Annotated in this window: 15 protein-coding genes; 7 read left to right on the top strand and 8 right to left on the bottom strand. The window is 52.0% G+C overall.

Features of this window, described 5'->3' with window-relative positions:
• The first annotated feature begins 599 nt into the window (after positions 1-599).
• A complete protein-coding gene (locus tag JOE21_RS06630; protein WP_309863983.1) occupies positions 600-1796 on the top strand; it encodes a ParM/StbA family protein in 1197 nt (398 codons plus the stop codon).
• A 195-nt stretch (positions 1797-1991) separates the two neighbouring features.
• Positions 1992-3512 (top strand): hypothetical protein, encoded by a 1521-nt coding sequence (locus JOE21_RS06625; protein ID WP_309863982.1) that lies wholly within the window; start codon positions 1992-1994, stop codon positions 3510-3512.
• Positions 3513-3583: 71 nt separating this feature from the next.
• On the opposite strand, the gene rsmG is transcribed toward JOE21_RS06625, so the two are convergent.
• The 8 genes from rsmG to rpmH form a co-directional block, all read right to left on the bottom strand.
• Positions 3584-4315 (bottom strand): 16S rRNA (guanine(527)-N(7))-methyltransferase RsmG, encoded by a 732-nt coding sequence (gene rsmG, locus JOE21_RS06620; protein WP_309863980.1) that lies wholly within the window; start codon positions 4313-4315, stop codon positions 3584-3586.
• A gap of 144 nt (positions 4316-4459) precedes the next feature.
• On the bottom strand, positions 4460-6349 hold the full coding sequence (gene mnmG, locus JOE21_RS06615) for a tRNA uridine-5-carboxymethylaminomethyl(34) synthesis enzyme MnmG (RefSeq protein ID WP_309863977.1): 1890 nt from the start codon (positions 6347-6349) through the stop codon (positions 4460-4462).
• A gap of 13 nt (positions 6350-6362) precedes the next feature.
• Entirely contained in the window at positions 6363-7742 is a 1380-nt protein-coding gene (mnmE, locus tag JOE21_RS06610; RefSeq protein ID WP_309863975.1) for a tRNA uridine-5-carboxymethylaminomethyl(34) synthesis GTPase MnmE, read from the bottom strand.
• A 407-nt stretch (positions 7743-8149) separates the two neighbouring features.
• Positions 8150-8785, bottom strand: coding sequence for an RNA-binding cell elongation regulator Jag/EloR (gene jag / locus JOE21_RS06605; RefSeq protein WP_309863972.1), 636 nt, complete (start codon positions 8783-8785; stop codon positions 8150-8152).
• Positions 8782-9531: a membrane protein insertase YidC gene (yidC, locus tag JOE21_RS06600; RefSeq protein ID WP_309863970.1), complete on the bottom strand. Its 750-nt coding sequence runs from the start codon at positions 9529-9531 to the stop codon at positions 8782-8784. Before yidC ends, jag begins: the two co-directional genes overlap by 4 nt.
• Positions 9532-9592: 61 nt before the next feature.
• Positions 9593-9802 carry a membrane protein insertion efficiency factor YidD gene (gene yidD, locus JOE21_RS06595; protein ID WP_309863968.1) on the bottom strand — a complete coding sequence of 70 codons (210 nt, stop codon included), beginning with the start codon at positions 9800-9802 and terminating at the stop codon, positions 9593-9595.
• Between the two features lie 5 nt (positions 9803-9807).
• Positions 9808-10173 carry a ribonuclease P protein component gene (rnpA, locus tag JOE21_RS06590; protein ID WP_309863966.1) on the bottom strand — a complete coding sequence of 122 codons (366 nt, stop codon included), beginning with the start codon at positions 10171-10173 and terminating at the stop codon, positions 9808-9810.
• A gap of 128 nt (positions 10174-10301) precedes the next feature.
• The gene (gene rpmH, locus JOE21_RS06585) at positions 10302-10436 is read right to left on the bottom strand and encodes a 50S ribosomal protein L34 (protein ID WP_309863964.1); all 135 of its coding nucleotides are present in this window, start codon (positions 10434-10436) and stop codon (positions 10302-10304) included.
• Positions 10437-11029: 593 nt separating this feature from the next.
• On the opposite strand from rpmH, the gene dnaA reads away from it, so the two are divergent.
• The 5 genes from dnaA (at position 11030) to remB (ending at position 15689) form a co-directional block, all read left to right on the top strand.
• The gene (dnaA, locus tag JOE21_RS06580; RefSeq protein WP_309863961.1) at positions 11030-12382 is read left to right on the top strand and encodes a chromosomal replication initiator protein DnaA; all 1353 of its coding nucleotides are present in this window, start codon (positions 11030-11032) and stop codon (positions 12380-12382) included.
• A gap of 528 nt (positions 12383-12910) precedes the next feature.
• Positions 12911-14047, top strand: a complete 1137-nt coding sequence (dnaN, locus tag JOE21_RS06575) for a DNA polymerase III subunit beta (RefSeq protein WP_309863958.1) — start codon at positions 12911-12913, stop codon at positions 14045-14047.
• 26 nt (positions 14048-14073) lie between these two features.
• Positions 14074-14289, top strand: coding sequence for a S4 domain-containing protein YaaA (yaaA, locus tag JOE21_RS06570; RefSeq protein WP_309863956.1), 216 nt, complete (start codon positions 14074-14076; stop codon positions 14287-14289).
• 12 nt (positions 14290-14301) lie between these two features.
• Positions 14302-15420, top strand: a complete 1119-nt coding sequence (gene recF / locus JOE21_RS06565; RefSeq protein ID WP_309863953.1) for a DNA replication/repair protein RecF — start codon at positions 14302-14304, stop codon at positions 15418-15420.
• 5 nt (positions 15421-15425) lie between these two features.
• Complete coding sequence (remB, locus tag JOE21_RS06560) at positions 15426-15689, top strand: extracellular matrix regulator RemB (protein WP_309863950.1); 264 nt, start codon at positions 15426-15428, stop codon at positions 15687-15689.
• The last annotated feature ends 25 nt before the right edge of the window (positions 15690-15714 follow it).

The raw sequence follows: 15714 nt of genomic DNA, 5'->3' as shown, positions 1-15714 counted from the left end.
GTCAACAGGTTCATGACACCCATCAGACATATTGTCAGAAGGATGAACCTTTTTTGTTTGCCGATCAGGAGGATATTTTATGGAAATAACCAGACAGGTCAAGCGGCTCTCGCTTTCCCTTCCAATCTAAGGGTCAAACACCCAAAATGAACTAGGGCGTGTCTGAACAATCCGTAGGGCGAGATCCCGGGTCAGTATGGCTGTCTTCGTTTCGTTGCAAAAAGCGCATAGTGAGACCGGGAGCGAAGTGACCCAGGCGAGACTTGTGCTCTATGAGTGCAAAGGCTCTCCGCCAGCCATACCGACCCTCTCTCGTTCTTGCGGAAAATTGAATTACCAGACAGACCCTAGTATGTCTGACAAATTTCCGCGAAAGATGAACGGTGCCGGAAATGTTTTCAATTCAATTTTATCGATTTTTCTATGGAAAGAGAGGTTATCCCCCGAATAGACCCCTCCCTGCTGAAACACTTGTCGAAGAGCGTCGGATTCCGGCTGGATTCCCTGATGCTTTATATTGACCCTGGTCGTTCCGCCTTGGTAGAATCAAGATTGAGAGAAAAGACGCCCTTCGACAAAAAACGAGGAGGAGCATTAGAATGAGCACACCCATCTATATAGGAAATGACCAAGGCTATTATGGGACGAAAGTGGTTAGTCGCAACGGAGACAAATTTCTGAAGATGTTCATCCGCAATATGGTAGTTCCCAATCGGGTCGGTGAAATCACGTATAATAATGATCCGCACAACATTATGTACCGTGAAAAAGAAGGGGATCCGGAGTGGTTTGTTGGCAAATTGGCCATCGAACAATCTGCCGACGATGAACTCTTCGATTCTCATGAACGTCGCTTGTTCAGCCCCACGTGGTTCCGTGAACAAGAGTATCTTATCATGTTTCGGGTGAGCACCGGGTTGATGCTTCAGGGAATCAGCGGCAGCGAGCCCATTGTCTCCGTCGCCCTCCCTACTGACAGCTACATTGATTACAAAGAAGAGTTGAAGCGGCGTCTGGTCGGAAAGCACAGTTTTGAGGTAAAACAGGGTAACATGCCTTACCGCCGGATTGAATTTGAAATCAAGCGGGAGAACCTCTATGTCATCAGTCAACCGATGGCCACCTTGTTCCATATCGCCCTAGACCGCGAAGGCCAGCTTTTGAATGAAGATCTGTTCATTCAAAAGGTGAGCATCAACGATCTCGGCTTTGGAACCTCCGATGTGGAAACGCTTCACGGCGAAACCATCATCAAACGGCAAAGCTTCACGTCACGTCATGCGATGATCAATGTATACCAACTACTTTCCAAACGATTGACGGAATTCTCTCGCGAAGTCGATCCTGATAAAACCGGAAAGGAATACCCGATCTGGAGTTTAAACCGGGTCATCCGCTCGGGTGAAATCAGCTTTAAGGGTAAAGTGTACGACGTCAGCGAAATCGTCTCCAGCTGTACTCAAGAAGTGGGGACCGCGTTGGTGGACGAAGTATGGAACCGCCTCGATTTTGCCGATGACATCACCTACATCATTCTCACAGGGGGATCATCCATCCCGTTCAAGTCTTATTATCGGGAACGGTTCGGAGACAAGTTGATCTTTGCCGAAGACTACGGCATCGATGCTCAGTTTGCCAACGCATTCGGGTTGTGCAAATTTACGCAAAGCAAATCCAAATCCGTCCCATTAAAAAATCAACAGGAAGTGGCCGCCACCATCCAGGAAGAATTCAGTGTACCCAGTTCCGCGGAAAAGCGGGTAAACCGCAGCGGAAAAGGCGGCGGAAAGAAATAAAGTGGGATCTGAGTAACGATAGGTTGACCCCCCAGAGCATTCCCTCTGGGGGATTTCATAACATCCAGACATCGCAGCGATCTTACCCGAGATGAGGACCATCGAGGAGTCGCTTTTTTTGTCTTTTGAGAGAGGGACGGGCGGTGGAGATCGGCTCATGCTGGATCAACTCCAGTACCGAAGGAGGGGAACAACTTGGCAAAAACGGGCGGAGACTACGATCTAATCGTGATCAGCAAAGACCAAGCGGGATTGGAAGCTGCCAAAGAAGCCGTCCGCCTGGGTAAAACCGCTCTGATACTAAAGCTGAATCCTGGCGCCATCGCATCAGTGATGTGCAGCACATCGAACGGTTCCCCCGGAGGACTTGAACAGGAGGGAGTGGAAGCGGATCGGCTTCTTATGGTTGAAGACCGGGAAACGGGAACACTCTCGTTTCGCATGGAACGGTTGGACGTGGACACTCGTCACTCCGTATACATTTTCCAAAGCGAACAAGAAGAACCGAGTGCCGTCAATCCCACCCGCGAGTTTGAACCGGGACCCACCCCTTCCCTGCCTCCTGTCGAAGAGTCAGCCTCATTAGAGGAAGAAAATGAACTGATCGATTCCGATTATGAAAGGACATCGGGCTATGGATTCACTTCCTATACTTACAGCGAGCGTGATCAGTTAAAAGAAACATTGCGGGATCGGCATATACATGCGCGCCGCAAATTGTTGTATCGTCCTTTTTCGGGGGGACGAAAAGAAAAACCGGAGCGTTCTACAGACAAACCCATTTTTCGGGAACGGGAGATGGATTTTCGGAAGCGGATGACCCGTGAATATCGAAAACCCTCTGTCAAAGAGATGGAAAGTCGACCCACCCAGACTCCGTCGGCAAAGATGTCACCCAAGCCCCGGTTTCAGCCGAGCTCTCCCTCCGCCAGAACGGAGGAGCCCCAGAAGAGACAAACGGGGAATACAGCAGAGCCACCAGTCTCCAAGGAACGGCGACAACCGTTTTCTTCATCCGTGATCCCGATGGATCAAAGCCGGTGGAAACGGTCCGCCCGTAAAAAAGAAAAAAAAGAGGAACCCAAGAAAACTCCCAGCCCCAACATTCCCGGATCCATGGTTTGGGAAGCAAATGGAGACGTCCCTAAAGCCGACCGTCGCCATGCGGAAGAGGTTGAGACTTCGAGCAAGGACCACCGGGAAAACCGTAAACGTTCCTCTCCCTCTCCCCCTTCTAACGTTTATCAGCCGTTTCAACGACCCAAGGAAACCCCGTCCCGGACACAGGGGCCGCTTCGTTCCTCTGGAGAAGCCCCCTTTACACGAAAGGATCGGACCACTTCAAACAACCGGGATCTACCGGCAACTTCGGGTTATGGTCAGGATTGGTCCGGTCGGGAGCAGACAGGGCCCCTATCCCGTAAACAAGCGAGAAAAGAGGAGACACGCCCGGAACGGGAATCTTCCTCCCCGCCAAAGCGCGACGGGCAACAATCTTTTATGAATCAGGAAGCAGCCCGCCATATTTTGCGCAACACGACCCAATCCTCACAAGAGCAAGGGTTGAAACGGGACAGTATCGATATCGAGGACCCCTATGGCCAATCCTATGAAGATTTTATGGAACCCTTCCATGGTTCTTCACAAGACCAACAGTTGGAAAAACGGAAATTGGCCCTTCGGGGCTTGCACAACTTGATTAACAATTTGGGGTGACGAAAAAGCCCAGGATCAATCCCGATCCTGGGTGACATCCCGATGCAGCCGGTTTGGAGAGGCTGCTTTTTTTATTGTCCCAGTGGTTTTCGTTGCGGAGTTCCCGCTTTGCGAGGGTATGCCCGTGGAGTGGTCCTTTCTTTGGAAACTACAATCAGATGACGCTTCCCCGCCTCCTTCGGTAAGGAAAAGGGAAGGACAGAGACATTTTCTCCCCCTCCCAGGGTTCGCAGCGCATGGTCCGCCCCCTGAATCTCATTCTCCACATCGTGTCCTTTCATTGCCACAAACCAACCACCTTTGCGAACAAACGGCATGCAGTATTCCGCCAGCACATCCAATTTAGCCACAGCCCGAGCCGTCGCTACATCGAATTGTTCCCGGTAGGAACGTTGCCGGGCCACTTCCTCTGCCCGACCGTGAACGGCTTCCACTGCCTTCAACCCCAAACATTCCGCCATTTCCTGTAAGAACTGAACCCGCTTCCGCAGGGAATCCAGTAAAATCAGCCTGATATCAGGAAACACGATCTTAAGAGGAATCCCGGGAAAACCTGCTCCTGTCCCCACATCTACCAGAGATTGTACCCGATCCATCGGCAGGGCGCTGATGAGTGTGAGAGAGTCAAAAAAGTGTTTAACAAACACCTCTTCTTCCGCCGTGATTGCCGTCAGATTCATCTTCTCGTTCCATTCCAATAACTGACGTCCATATCGCTCAAATTGCTCCTGCTGACGGGCGGTTAACGACAAATTCCAAGCTTCTTCCACTGCCAGCGCCAACCATTCTCCCTGCCGGCTCATTCACCATTCCTCCTTGGTCTTCACAAAAAACCGGTCTGCCATCTTCTTGAATGATGGACCAATCATCCAGTCTATCATTCAGTCCGGCTCGACCGGTTGGGGTTCTATCACACCGTTTACTGAACAATCCGTCCCATGAGTCTCTCACATTCCGCCAGCACTTCTTTTTCCCCCTTGTTCAATGTGAACCAACAAGATGGAAATATCCGCCGGGTTGACGCCAGAGATTCGGGAAGCCTGTCCCAATGAGAGGGGACGAACCTGCTGCAATTTTTCTCTAGCCTCCGAGGAAATTCCCACCACCTGATCGTAGTCGATCCAGTCGGGGATGCGCTTGCCCTCCATTTTGCGCATTTTTGCCACTTGTTGCAGCGATTTTTTGATATAACCCTCATATTTCAATTGGATTTCCACTTGTTCCGCCACATCGGCAGCAACGGATTCCTCTGCGGGAGCCATGGCGTGAATGTGTTCATAACGAATTTCGGGCCGTCTGATCAATTGGGCCAGCTCCACCGCATTATCCAGTGGGCTTGATCCCAACGCCTGGAGCAGGGATTGTACCTCGGCGGAAGGTTTCACTTTCGTGTGACGCAACCGTTTGATTTCTTTCTCGATCGCTTCCCGCTTCGCCGCAAAACGTTGATACCGGTCTTCCGGAATCAATCCGATCTCATATCCCAGCTGGGTCAGACGGAGATCCGCATTGTCGTGGCGCAACAACAGCCGGTATTCCGCTCGTGACGTGAGCAGCCGGTAGGGTTCCGCTGTTCCCTTGGTCACCAGGTCGTCGATCAGTACACCGATATAAGCCTGGGAGCGGTCCAACACGACTGGATCCTTCTTTTGCACCTTCCGGGCTGCATTGATCCCGGCCATGATCCCCTGGCCCGCCGCTTCCTCATAACCGGATGTACCGTTAATCTGTCCTGCGGTGAACAAACCCTCCACCAATTTCGTCTCCAAACTGGGCCACAACTGGGTCGGTACAATGGCATCATACTCGATCGCATAACCTGTCCGCATCATTTCCGCCTGCTCCATCCCTGTGATGGTGCGTAAGAATGCTTGTTGCACATCTTCCGGCAGACTGGTGGACAGCCCTTGCACATACATTTCCAGTGTATCGCGCCCTTCCGGCTCCAAAAATACCTGATGCCGACCCTTATCGGCGAAGCGAACGATTTTATCCTCGATCGAAGGGCAATAGCGGGGACCCTGACCCTCGATCTGCCCGGAATACATCGGTGCCCGATGCAAGTTGTCGCGGATGTACGCATGGGTTTTTTCGTTCGTGTAAGTCAGCCAGCAAGGCAGCTGATCCGTAATAAATTGCATGGTCTCATAGGAGAAGGCCCTCGGCTCTTCATCCCCCGGCTGGATTTCCATTTTGTCCGTATCTACAGTCAATCGATTCACCCGCGGCGGGGTACCGGTCTTAAAGCGTACCGTCTCAAAGCCCAAGTCGTGCAGGTGATGGGCCAGGTTGATGGCCGGCTGCTGGTTGTTCGGACCGCTTTCGTAGGAAAGATCTCCGATAATGATCTTGCCGCGCAGATAGGTTCCCGTCGTCAGTACCACTGCTTCCGCACGGTATTCCGCACCGGTCCGAGTCAATACGCCCCGGCACACACCATCTTCCACCAACAGACGTTCCACCATGTTTTGGTGCAAAGTCAAGTTTGGCTCATTCTCCAAAGCTTTTTTCATTTCCTGCTGATACAACACCTTGTCGGCTTGGGCCCGCAGAGCGTATACCGCCGGTCCTTTTCCGGTGTTCAGCATCCGCATCTGGATGTGGGTCTTGTCAATGTTGCGCCCCATTTCCCCACCCAGGGCATCCACTTCCCGCACCACATGTCCTTTCGCAGGGCCCCCGACAGAAGGATTGCAAGGCATATAGGCAATCGTATCCAGGCTGAGTGTCAACAGTAGCGTAGAACAACCCATCCGGGCCGATGCCAACGCCGCTTCACACCCGGCGTGACCGGCTCCGATTACAATCACATCAAACGATTGTCCCGTGACAGGCATGATTCTCCCCCCTTCACTTACCCAGACAAAACTGGGAAAAAATCTGATCGATCAAATCTTCCGCCACCGCATCCCCGATAATCTCTCCCAGGGACTGCCAAGCATTTTTCATATCGATCTCCACCATATCCAGCGGGACTCCCGCATCCAATCCCGCTTTCGCCTCCTGGATATGACGAAGGGTCTCTTTCAGCAATTGAATATGGCGGGTATTGCTGACATAGGTCAGATCCTGTGATTGGGTACGACCTTCCAGGAAAAGATCAGCGATCGCTTGTTCCAACTGATCCAGCCCTGTCTCTTCTTTGATCGATGTGGTAACCATGGGTGTCTCCCTCACCAGGGAACGGACTTCCTCCAGATCGAGCCGAGGCGGCAGATCCGTTTTATTGACGACGATGATTGCCGTATGTGGGGCCACTTCCCGCAGGAGACGCCGGTCATCATCAGACAGGGACTCCGCATAATTGAGCAGCAGCAGGACCAAATCCGCCTCTTCCAAGGCCTGATGGGAACGCTCCACCCCGATCTTTTCCACTACATCCTCGGTCTCCCGTATTCCCGCTGTATCCACCAACCGCAGGGGAATCCCGCGGACATTGACATACTCCTCAATCACATCCCGGGTGGTGCCGGGAATGTCGGTTACAATCGCTTTGTTTTCATGGGCCAGTGCATTCAGCAGAGACGATTTGCCCACATTGGGTCGTCCCACGATCACCGTGGCGATTCCCTCGCGATAAATGCGCCCCTGTCGAGCAGTGGCCAGGAGGGAGTTGACTTCCCTCTCCACTTCATCGCAACGTTCCCGTAACCGTTTGGCCGTCAACTCTTCCGCATCGTACTCCGGATAATCCACGTTGACTGCCAGATGAGCCAGGGTTTCCAGGATATCCCGTCGTAACCGCTGCACCAAGCGGGACAGGCGTCCTTCCGCCTGACGCATGGCCAGCTGTGCTGCTCTGTCGGTCTTGGACCGAATCAAATCGATGACGGCCTCCGCCTGGGACAGGTCAATCCGTCCATTGAGAAAAGCCCGCTTGGTAAATTCCCCGGGCTCCGCCAGCCGGATTCCGACTTCCAGCAACACTTCCAACACGGATTGAACGGATATCATTCCGCCATGACAACTGATTTCCACCACATCTTCCCGTGTGAAGGTACGGGGTTTTTTCATCACCGTCACCAGTACTTCATCGATGGGATCGCCATCGGAAACAGGATGGACGATATGACCGTAGTGCACCGTATGGGTGGCCGCTTCCACCAGTGGATGTTTCCCTTTAAAAATACGGTCCACCAACGAAATCGATTCGGGACCGCTGACCCGAATCACGGCGATTCCCCCTTCACCCACAGGAGTGGATATGGCTGCGATTGTATCGGTTTCCATCCCCGTCACCTCCCTTTTCCGTTCCAGTGAACGGTTGTCCATTCCGGACGACGATTGATAAGGACTTTAGGGCGTGTCTGAACAATCCATAGGGCGAAACCCCGGATCGGTATGGCTGTCTTCGTTTCGTTGCAAAAAGCGCATAGTGAGACCGGGAGCGAAGTGACCCAGGCGAGACTTGTGCTCTATGAGTGCAAAGGCTCTCCGCCAGCCACACCAACCCTCTCTCGTTCTTGCGGAAAATTGAATTAACAGACAGGCCCTAGCTTAAAAAGGATGTCGAACAAAACGGTTACTTTATCCCCAATATACCTGATATTCTATCTTATCATACGGGAATTGGATAACAAATGGGATCGACACGCAAAAAAACTCCCCTGTGCGGAGAGTCCTTTTGTCCGGACGGTTTAACGGACAGTAGCGGATGCGGGGATGATAACCACCTTACGATGAGGCTCTTTTCCTTCGCTGGTGGTCGTTACCCCTTCTTGCTCTTGAATGCAATTGTGAATAATCTTCCGTTCCATGGGATTCATCGGTTCCAGGGTAACAGGTTTTTTCGTTCGCTTCACCTGTTTGGCGATCCGTTCCGCCAACTCCACCAAGGTATCCTTCCTTCGCTCCCGGTATCCCTCGGCATCCAGGACAAACCGGGTGTACGGTTTGGCAGAACGATTGGCTGCGATGTTAATCAGGTATTGGAGGGCATCCAACGTCTGTCCCCTGCGGCCGATCAGCAAACCCAACTCTGACCCTGACAGGTCAAACCGTACCTGTTCCCCCTCATCAATCCGCTTTAGCTGGACTATATCCAACCCCATCGTGACCAGAACATCTGACAAAAACTGCTCCGCTATTTCCACCGGTGTCGGCAAGCGTTCCACTTCCACCTTGGCGTCACGGGAGCCGATCCATCCCAGAAACCCTTTTTGGGGTTCCTCCAACACGGTTACCTTGACTTGGTCCCGTTCCGCATCCAACTGACGAAGTGCCTCATCCACCGCCAGATCCACCGTTTTTCCCGTCACGGTAATCTTCTTCAACCGGTCGCACCCTCCCGTTTTACCTTGTATTTATTACCCAGGAGCATGTACTGAAGCATGGTGAACAGATTGCTGTACACCCAGTACAAGGCCAGTGCGGCAGGGAAAGTGAACGCCAAGGCAAAAATCATGATCGGCATGATAAACATAAACGCCCGAGCTTGCGGGTTGTCCCCCATCCCCATGACGACGGACTGCAAGTAAGTGGTGACCGCTGCCAATACCGGCAACACAAATGTGGGATCAGCCTGTCCCAATTCCATCCACAAAAAGCTGGCATTTTTAATCGCCTCATCACGAATAATCGCCTGGAAAAAAGCAATCAGGATCGGAAGCTGCACCAATAGGGGCAAACAACCGGCCAGCGGATTGACGTTGTGCTTCTGGAAAAGCTTCATCGTCTCTTCCTGCAACTTCTGCTGGTTGTTCTTATATTTTTCCCGCAGCTTGACCATTTCCGGCTGCAGGGCCTGCATTGCCTGGGAACTCTTCATCTGCTTCAAGGTCAAGGGCAAGACGATCAACCGGACCAGTACGGTAACCACCAAGATAGCCAGACCATAGCTGCCCAGAATGTTTGCCGACTCTTCCAGCAACACTTGAAGAGGACGAACAAAATATAAATCCCAGAAGCCAGCAGTTTCGGGATCGATCGGCTTATACTGGTCCATATCGGGTACACAACCGGCCAGAAGCAACAGGGCCGTGACTAAGACCAGGATTCCGATCAGACGTCGACTAAACAAGGATGACTCCTCCTTCAAATCCAACCGGTTTCAAACCGAGAGTTGGTTCACCACCTGCGTGTTACGGAACCGGGTCATATCCGCCCGGATGGAAGGGGTGGCATTTGGCGATCCGTTTCGCTGTCAACCAACCACCTTTCCAAAACCCGTACCGCGAAATGGCGATCAAGCCGTATTGTGAACAGGTGGGAGCAAAACGGCAGGTTGGCGGGGTGAGCGGGGAGATCACCCGTTGATAGAAACGGATCAGGCCAATGGCTAAGAATTTCATCATGCTCACCTCGCCGACCGTTTTTGGGCGGATCCATCCAGCAGTTTGGCCCGGCGGAACACATGGCGCAGGCTGGACTTCATCTGATGGTAGTCCATCTCTGCGGCCGGCTTCCGTGCGATCACGATCAGATCGGTCTCCTCCGGCAGATCCTCCACCCATTGACGGGTGATCTCTTTCACCAGCCGCTTGATCCGGTTGCGTATCACCGCATTCCCCACTTTGCGGCTGACCGAGATCCCGATCCGGACCGGCCCCGGTTGCCGTCTGCGAGACCGATAGAGGACAAATTGCCGATTCGCCACCGAGGAACCCCCACGGAATGCCCGCTTAAAATCGTTCCGCCGCTTCAGACGGTACTTGCTCTGCATGCCGGCTCCCCCTTTCCGGTCGATCTGCGTTGGTACCAGTATGGGGCGCAGGGTTCCGGAAATAAACCCATCCTATTCATTTGATGCATCCTCATATAGGAAAAAAGGCCACTCATGGGTTAGTGGCCTTATGCGGACAAAATCTTTCTGCCTTTTCGACGGCGGTTGCGAAGCACTTTACGTCCGTTCTTCGTACTCATGCGTTGACGGAAACCGTGCACGTTTTTGCGACGGCGGTTGCTCGGTTGATATGTGCGTTTCATAAGGGTGTCACCCGGCCTTATGAGCTCTTTCCTCCCACTCTCGGGAGTCGATCTTTCCAACGTCCCGCGAGGGTCTGCCACACGGCCAGGCTGCCTCCTTTCTGACTGATGAGATGGTTCCAGTGTCGTACAGACGACATTCCTAATCATTATAGCGGTGTCAACAAAAGGTTGTCAAGAAACGGGTTTTCAACAGCACAGGCTGTGGATAACCGAGAGAATCTCCTTTTATCCACCCAGTTATCCATCCGTTATCCCCTTTTTATCCACAAGTTCACCTCTTGTGTATAACTTTTTCCCCACCCCTGTGGATTGTGGATAAGAGTGTCTCCATCCATTGTGATGATTGGGTAAATTTGATATGATGTTCATGTTTTCCACAGTGGATAACGGGTTGTTTCTCATCTCTTTATCCACAGGCTGTGAATAACGTGTGGAAAAATCCACAATCCTGTGTGGATATGATTTTCCACAGACCTGTGGATTGTGTGTATAAGAAAGGAAGCCCCTTGTCACCAAACGGATTCTCTTGTGGATATATTGGTTGACAATGGGATTCTCCCACTCTATCAGTCAGAAAGGAGGGAACCCTCATGGAGGATACCCACATCCAGGAATTGTGGGCCCAGGCTTTGGAACACATCCAGGACAAACTGTCCAAACCCAGCTTTGAAACATGGCTGCAAGCGACAGAAGCAGTGGATTGGCGGGACAACACCCTGATCATCTCGGCCCCCAATGAATTCGCCCGCGATTGGTTGGAATCCCGATATGCCCATATGGTTCGGGACACGTTGCAAGAGGTGACGGGCTCCGTGATCGGTGTCCAGTTCATCACTCATACAACGACACGGCCGGAGGTGGAAGACGAGGTGGCGGCCGCGGCGGAATCGGCTGTGGAAGACCCTCCACAGCTGAAAACCATGCTCAATTCCCGCTATACGTTCGATACCTTTGTCATCGGATCCGGCAATCGCTTCGCCCACGCCGCCTCCCTGGCCGTAGCCGAAGCACCTGCCAAAGCCTACAATCCTCTTTTCATCTACGGCGGCGTCGGTCTGGGAAAAACGCATCTGATGCATGCGATCGGCAATTACGCTCAGTCCCATCCCACCCATACCCGTGTGGTTTATCTGACTTCGGAGAAATTTACCAACGAATTCATCAATTCCATCCGAGACAACAAAACGGATGATTTCCGCAACAAATACCGCAATATCGATATCCTGCTGATCGATGACATTCAGTTCCTGGCAGGGAAAGAACAAACACAGGAAGAGTTTTTCCACACCTTTAACGCCCTGCATGAGGAAAGCAAACAGATTGTTATCTCCAGCGATCGGCCGCCAAAAGCGATTCCCACTCTGGAAGACCGTCTTCGATCCCGGTTTGAGTGGGGACTCATCACGGATATCCAGCCACCCGATCTGGAGACGAGAATCGCCATTCTGCGCAAAAAAGCGATCGCCGACAACTTGGATATCGACAGCGAAGTGATGGCTTTCATCGCGGATCGAATCGATACCAACATCCGTGAGTTGGAAGGTGCTCTCATCCGGGTAGTCGCTTTTTCTGCACTGATGAATCAACCCGTCTCCACCGACCTCGCCGGTGAAGCCTTAAAAGACATCATCCACCATGCACGGCCCAAAATCATCGGCATACCGGACATTCAGCAGGCTGTCTGCAATTATTACAGTTTACGCATGGATGAACTAAAAGGAAAAAAACGGACCAAAAGCGTCGCACTTCCCCGCCAGATCGCCATGTACTTATCCCGGGAACTGACGGATGCATCTCTGCCCAAAATCGGAGAAGAGTTTGGAGGTCGGGATCACACCACGGTAATCCACGCTCACGAAAAGATCTCCCGTACGCTCAATATGGACCGCAGCCTGCAAAAAGCCGTCGATGATCTGACGGAACGCTTGAAGCAACGATCATAGGACCTGTCTGGAAAACCGATTGCCAGGGGGATGGACCGGTGTGACCGTCTTCGATCTCTTGCAAAAAGCGCATAGCGAAACCGGAGCCAAGCGACTAGGCGAGACTTGTGCTCGATGAGTACAAAGGATCTCAGCCGACCACACCGTCCTTACCATAACATCATAAAAACTTGAATGACCAGACACGCCCTAGAGACATCCACAGGAAAAATCGTGTCCTGTGGATCAATGTGGACAACCAGAGCAGCCTGTGCACAACCTTTTCCACAGCGTGCATGGGCTGCATTATTGGGTTTTCCCCACTTATACACATATTCACAGCCCCTATTATGATGACTATGACTCTTAAAATATAATAGTTATGTAATAGGTGCCCGATTATGACTCCGCCTCTTTTCCTATTTTTCGCCAAAGGGCTTTTCCCGGTTGAAAAAGAGTGGTTGAATGGCAAAGGGGCTCTTTGTCTTTGCACACGGAAAACCCTTTCTCCTCAGGGGAAAGAATGAAAGATAAGGAGGATTTCCCAATATGAAATTTCGGATCTCCCGCTCCGCTCTGACTGAAGCCGTTTCACAAGTTTCCAAAGCGGTTTCGCAAAAAACAACGGTTCCGATTCTGACTGGTATTAAAGCGGTCTTGGATGAAGACGGGTTGTGGTTAACCGGAAGCAACTCGGATCTGACGATTCAGGTAGCCGTTCCTTCCAAGAAGGATGATAAGGAATTGGTTGAGATGGAGAGAATGGGAAGTGTGGTCTTGCCTGGCCGCATCTTTTCCGAGATTGTCCGCAAACTTCCCGGCGATGATGTGGAGTGGGTTGTGGATGAACGGTGGAAAACTACTCTTCGTTCGGAACAGGCCCAGTTTGAATTGAAAGGACTGGATCCGGAAGAGTATCCCCGCCTGCCCCAACTTCGAGATGATCAAATGGTGAGCATCCCTGCCGATCTCCTTCAATCCATGATTCGCCAGACGGGTTTTGCCGTTTCCACATCAGAGGCTCGTGGAGTGCTGACAGGTGTGTTGTGGCAATTGGAAGAGGGAACGCTCACATTTGTGGCAACGGACAGCCATCGTTTGTCTCGACGGCAAGCGGAAGTGGAAGCAGCCGCCGATCTGACAATGAAAAATGTGATTATACCCGGTAAGAGTTTGTCGGAGTTGGCCAAGATTTTGGCGGATCAAAACGGATGGGTGGATGTGATCTTTTCCGATAATCAGATCATGGTTCGTGCCGATCACTTGCTGTTTTTCTCCCGTCTCTTGGACGGTACTTATCCAGATACCAACCGGGTGATTCCCCAGGGAGGAAAGACCGAAGTCGTCGTATCCGCCAAAGAGCTGCTGCAATCCGTCGATCGGGCTGCCTTGATCAGTCGGGACGGAAGGGATAATGTGATAAAATGTATGTTAAAGGAAGACGGTCGGGTGCTGATTCATTCCGCTGCACAGGATGTGGGCAGCGTGCAGGAAGAAGTGGCCGCACGGATGAACGGGGAGGAAATGAGCATCTCCTTTAATGCGCAGTATATGTTGGATGCTTTACGAGCAGTGGATTCCGACCAGATTCAGATTATTTTTACCGGAACCATGACGCCCTTTGTCATCCAGCCGGCTGATCGGGATGATGCCCTTCATTTGATCGTGCCGATTCGAACCCGATGATGTTGTAGGGACAGGGAGTGAACAGGATGCAGAATGTGAGGATCCACAGTGATACCATCACCCTGGGTCAACTGCTGAAGAAATTGAATCTGCTGGGCACCGGCGGTCAAGCCAAATGGTTCCTTCACGAATATCGGGTGACGGTAAACGACGAGGTGGAAACCCGGCGGGGACGAAAGTTGACCCCAGATGATATCGTGGAAATCGAAGGTTCCGGCCGTTTCCGCCTAGTCCGGGAATGAGGAGGGATCCGGATGCATGTGGAGCGGTTGGAGCTAAGACAATTTCGCAATATCGAAGCGTTGCGCCTGGATTGTCCGGAAGAGCTCCATCTGTTCGTCGGACCCAATGCTCAGGGGAAGACTAATATCCTGGAATCCCTGTACCTTCTCTCCATCGGTAAGTCCCATCGAACGCGTAAAGACAAGGAGATGGTGCGCTGGGACGGAGATGCCGCCCGTATCCAAGCCCGCATCCGCCGGCAAGATCGGGTGGACCGTTTGGAGATTCGACTGTCGGCCAAAGGCAAAAAAGTGGTAAAAAACGGGTTGGAACAACGGAAGCTGAGTGAGTACATCGGTTCTCTGACCGCTGTTTTATTCGCACCGGAAGATCTGACGATCGTCAAAGGCAGCCCTCAGGTCCGCCGGCGTTTTATCGATATGGAGCTGGGTCAGATGAGTCCGTGGTACATTCATCAACTGACCCGGTACAACCAATTGCTTGCCCAGCGCAATCAGCTGTTAAAGGATACAGCCCAAGGCCGGTATTCTTCAGGAGATTTGTTGGACGTCTTGGACGAACAATTGATCGACTTATCCACAGATGTGTGGATAAAACGGATGACTTTTGTGGATCAATTGACCCGTTGGGCCAGGGATATCCATACGGCGATTACCCAAGAGCGCGAATCGCTTCAGATCCAGTATCAACCTTCTATCTCCTTGAGAGACAGAAACGATGCGAAAGCGATGGCGGTCGCGATGGCTGACGAACTGAGACGGATCCGCAAACAGGAAATCCTGCGGGGCAGTACGTTGATCGGCCCCCACCGGGATGATCTCAAGTTGATGGTGGACGGTATGGACTTGCATCGTTATGGATCCCAGGGACAACAACGGACTGCGGCTTTGTCCCTCAAATTAGCGGAGATCGAGCTGATTCGTTCCGAAACCGGCACTTATCCCATTTTGTTATTGGATGACGTGTTGTCTGAACTGGATGATTTCCGCAAAACCCATCTTTTGGAAGCGATCCGGGGCAAAGTTCAAACCTTCGTCACGGCGACCGGCTTGGAGGGGATCGATGGGGAAACCATCAATCGGGCCCGTATCTACCGGGTGCGACAGGGAAGCATTTCCGAACAGGGGTGAGGACGGTGTTTATCCATCTTGGCGGCAATAAAATGATCCGGACCAGCGAGGTGGTTACCATCCTGGATGCCGGCAACCGGTATTCTCCTTCCACTTTGCGCCCGTTCTTGATCGAGGCGGAAAAACAGGGCCGACTGGAGCATATCTCCACGCTGGAAGAAATTAAATCCTATGTGGTAACCGAGACGATGATTTATGCTTCCCCGATTTCCTCCCTGACGTTGATGAAACGGGGGCAACAGGGGAACACCCGTATGCCTGGATCCTAAAAAAGGAACTCGGTATCTAAAAGAA

Source organism: Desmospora profundinema, assembly GCF_031454155.1.
Classification (GTDB): domain Bacteria; phylum Bacillota; class Bacilli; order Thermoactinomycetales; family DSM-45169; genus Desmospora; species Desmospora profundinema.
The sequence above is the reverse complement of the archived record's forward strand: the minus strand, read 5'-3'. Positions and strand labels throughout refer to the sequence as shown.

What these genes read in the sequence shown, in the direction of transcription:
- dnaA (WP_309863961.1), top strand. Translation starts at nt 11,030, where the DNA reads ATGGAGGATACCCACATCCAGGAATTGTGGGCCCAGGCTTTGGAACAC.
- rnpA (WP_309863966.1), bottom strand. Translation starts at nt 10,173, where the DNA reads ATGCAGAGCAAGTACCGTCTGAAGCGGCGGAACGATTTTAAGCGGGCA.
- JOE21_RS06630 (WP_309863983.1), top strand. Translation starts at nt 600, where the DNA reads ATGAGCACACCCATCTATATAGGAAATGACCAAGGCTATTATGGGACG.
- mnmE (WP_309863975.1), bottom strand. Translation starts at nt 7,742, where the DNA reads ATGGAAACCGATACAATCGCAGCCATATCCACTCCTGTGGGTGAAGGG.
- recF (WP_309863953.1), top strand. Translation starts at nt 14,302, where the DNA reads ATGCATGTGGAGCGGTTGGAGCTAAGACAATTTCGCAATATCGAAGCG.
- yidD (WP_309863968.1), bottom strand. Translation starts at nt 9,802, where the DNA reads ATGAAATTCTTAGCCATTGGCCTGATCCGTTTCTATCAACGGGTGATC.
- mnmG (WP_309863977.1), bottom strand. Translation starts at nt 6,349, where the DNA reads ATGCCTGTCACGGGACAATCGTTTGATGTGATTGTAATCGGAGCCGGT.
- dnaN (WP_309863958.1), top strand. Translation starts at nt 12,911, where the DNA reads ATGAAATTTCGGATCTCCCGCTCCGCTCTGACTGAAGCCGTTTCACAA.
- rpmH (WP_309863964.1), bottom strand. Translation starts at nt 10,436, where the DNA reads ATGAAACGCACATATCAACCGAGCAACCGCCGTCGCAAAAACGTGCAC.
- yaaA (WP_309863956.1), top strand. Translation starts at nt 14,074, where the DNA reads ATGCAGAATGTGAGGATCCACAGTGATACCATCACCCTGGGTCAACTG.
- rsmG (WP_309863980.1), bottom strand. Translation starts at nt 4,315, where the DNA reads ATGAGCCGGCAGGGAGAATGGTTGGCGCTGGCAGTGGAAGAAGCTTGG.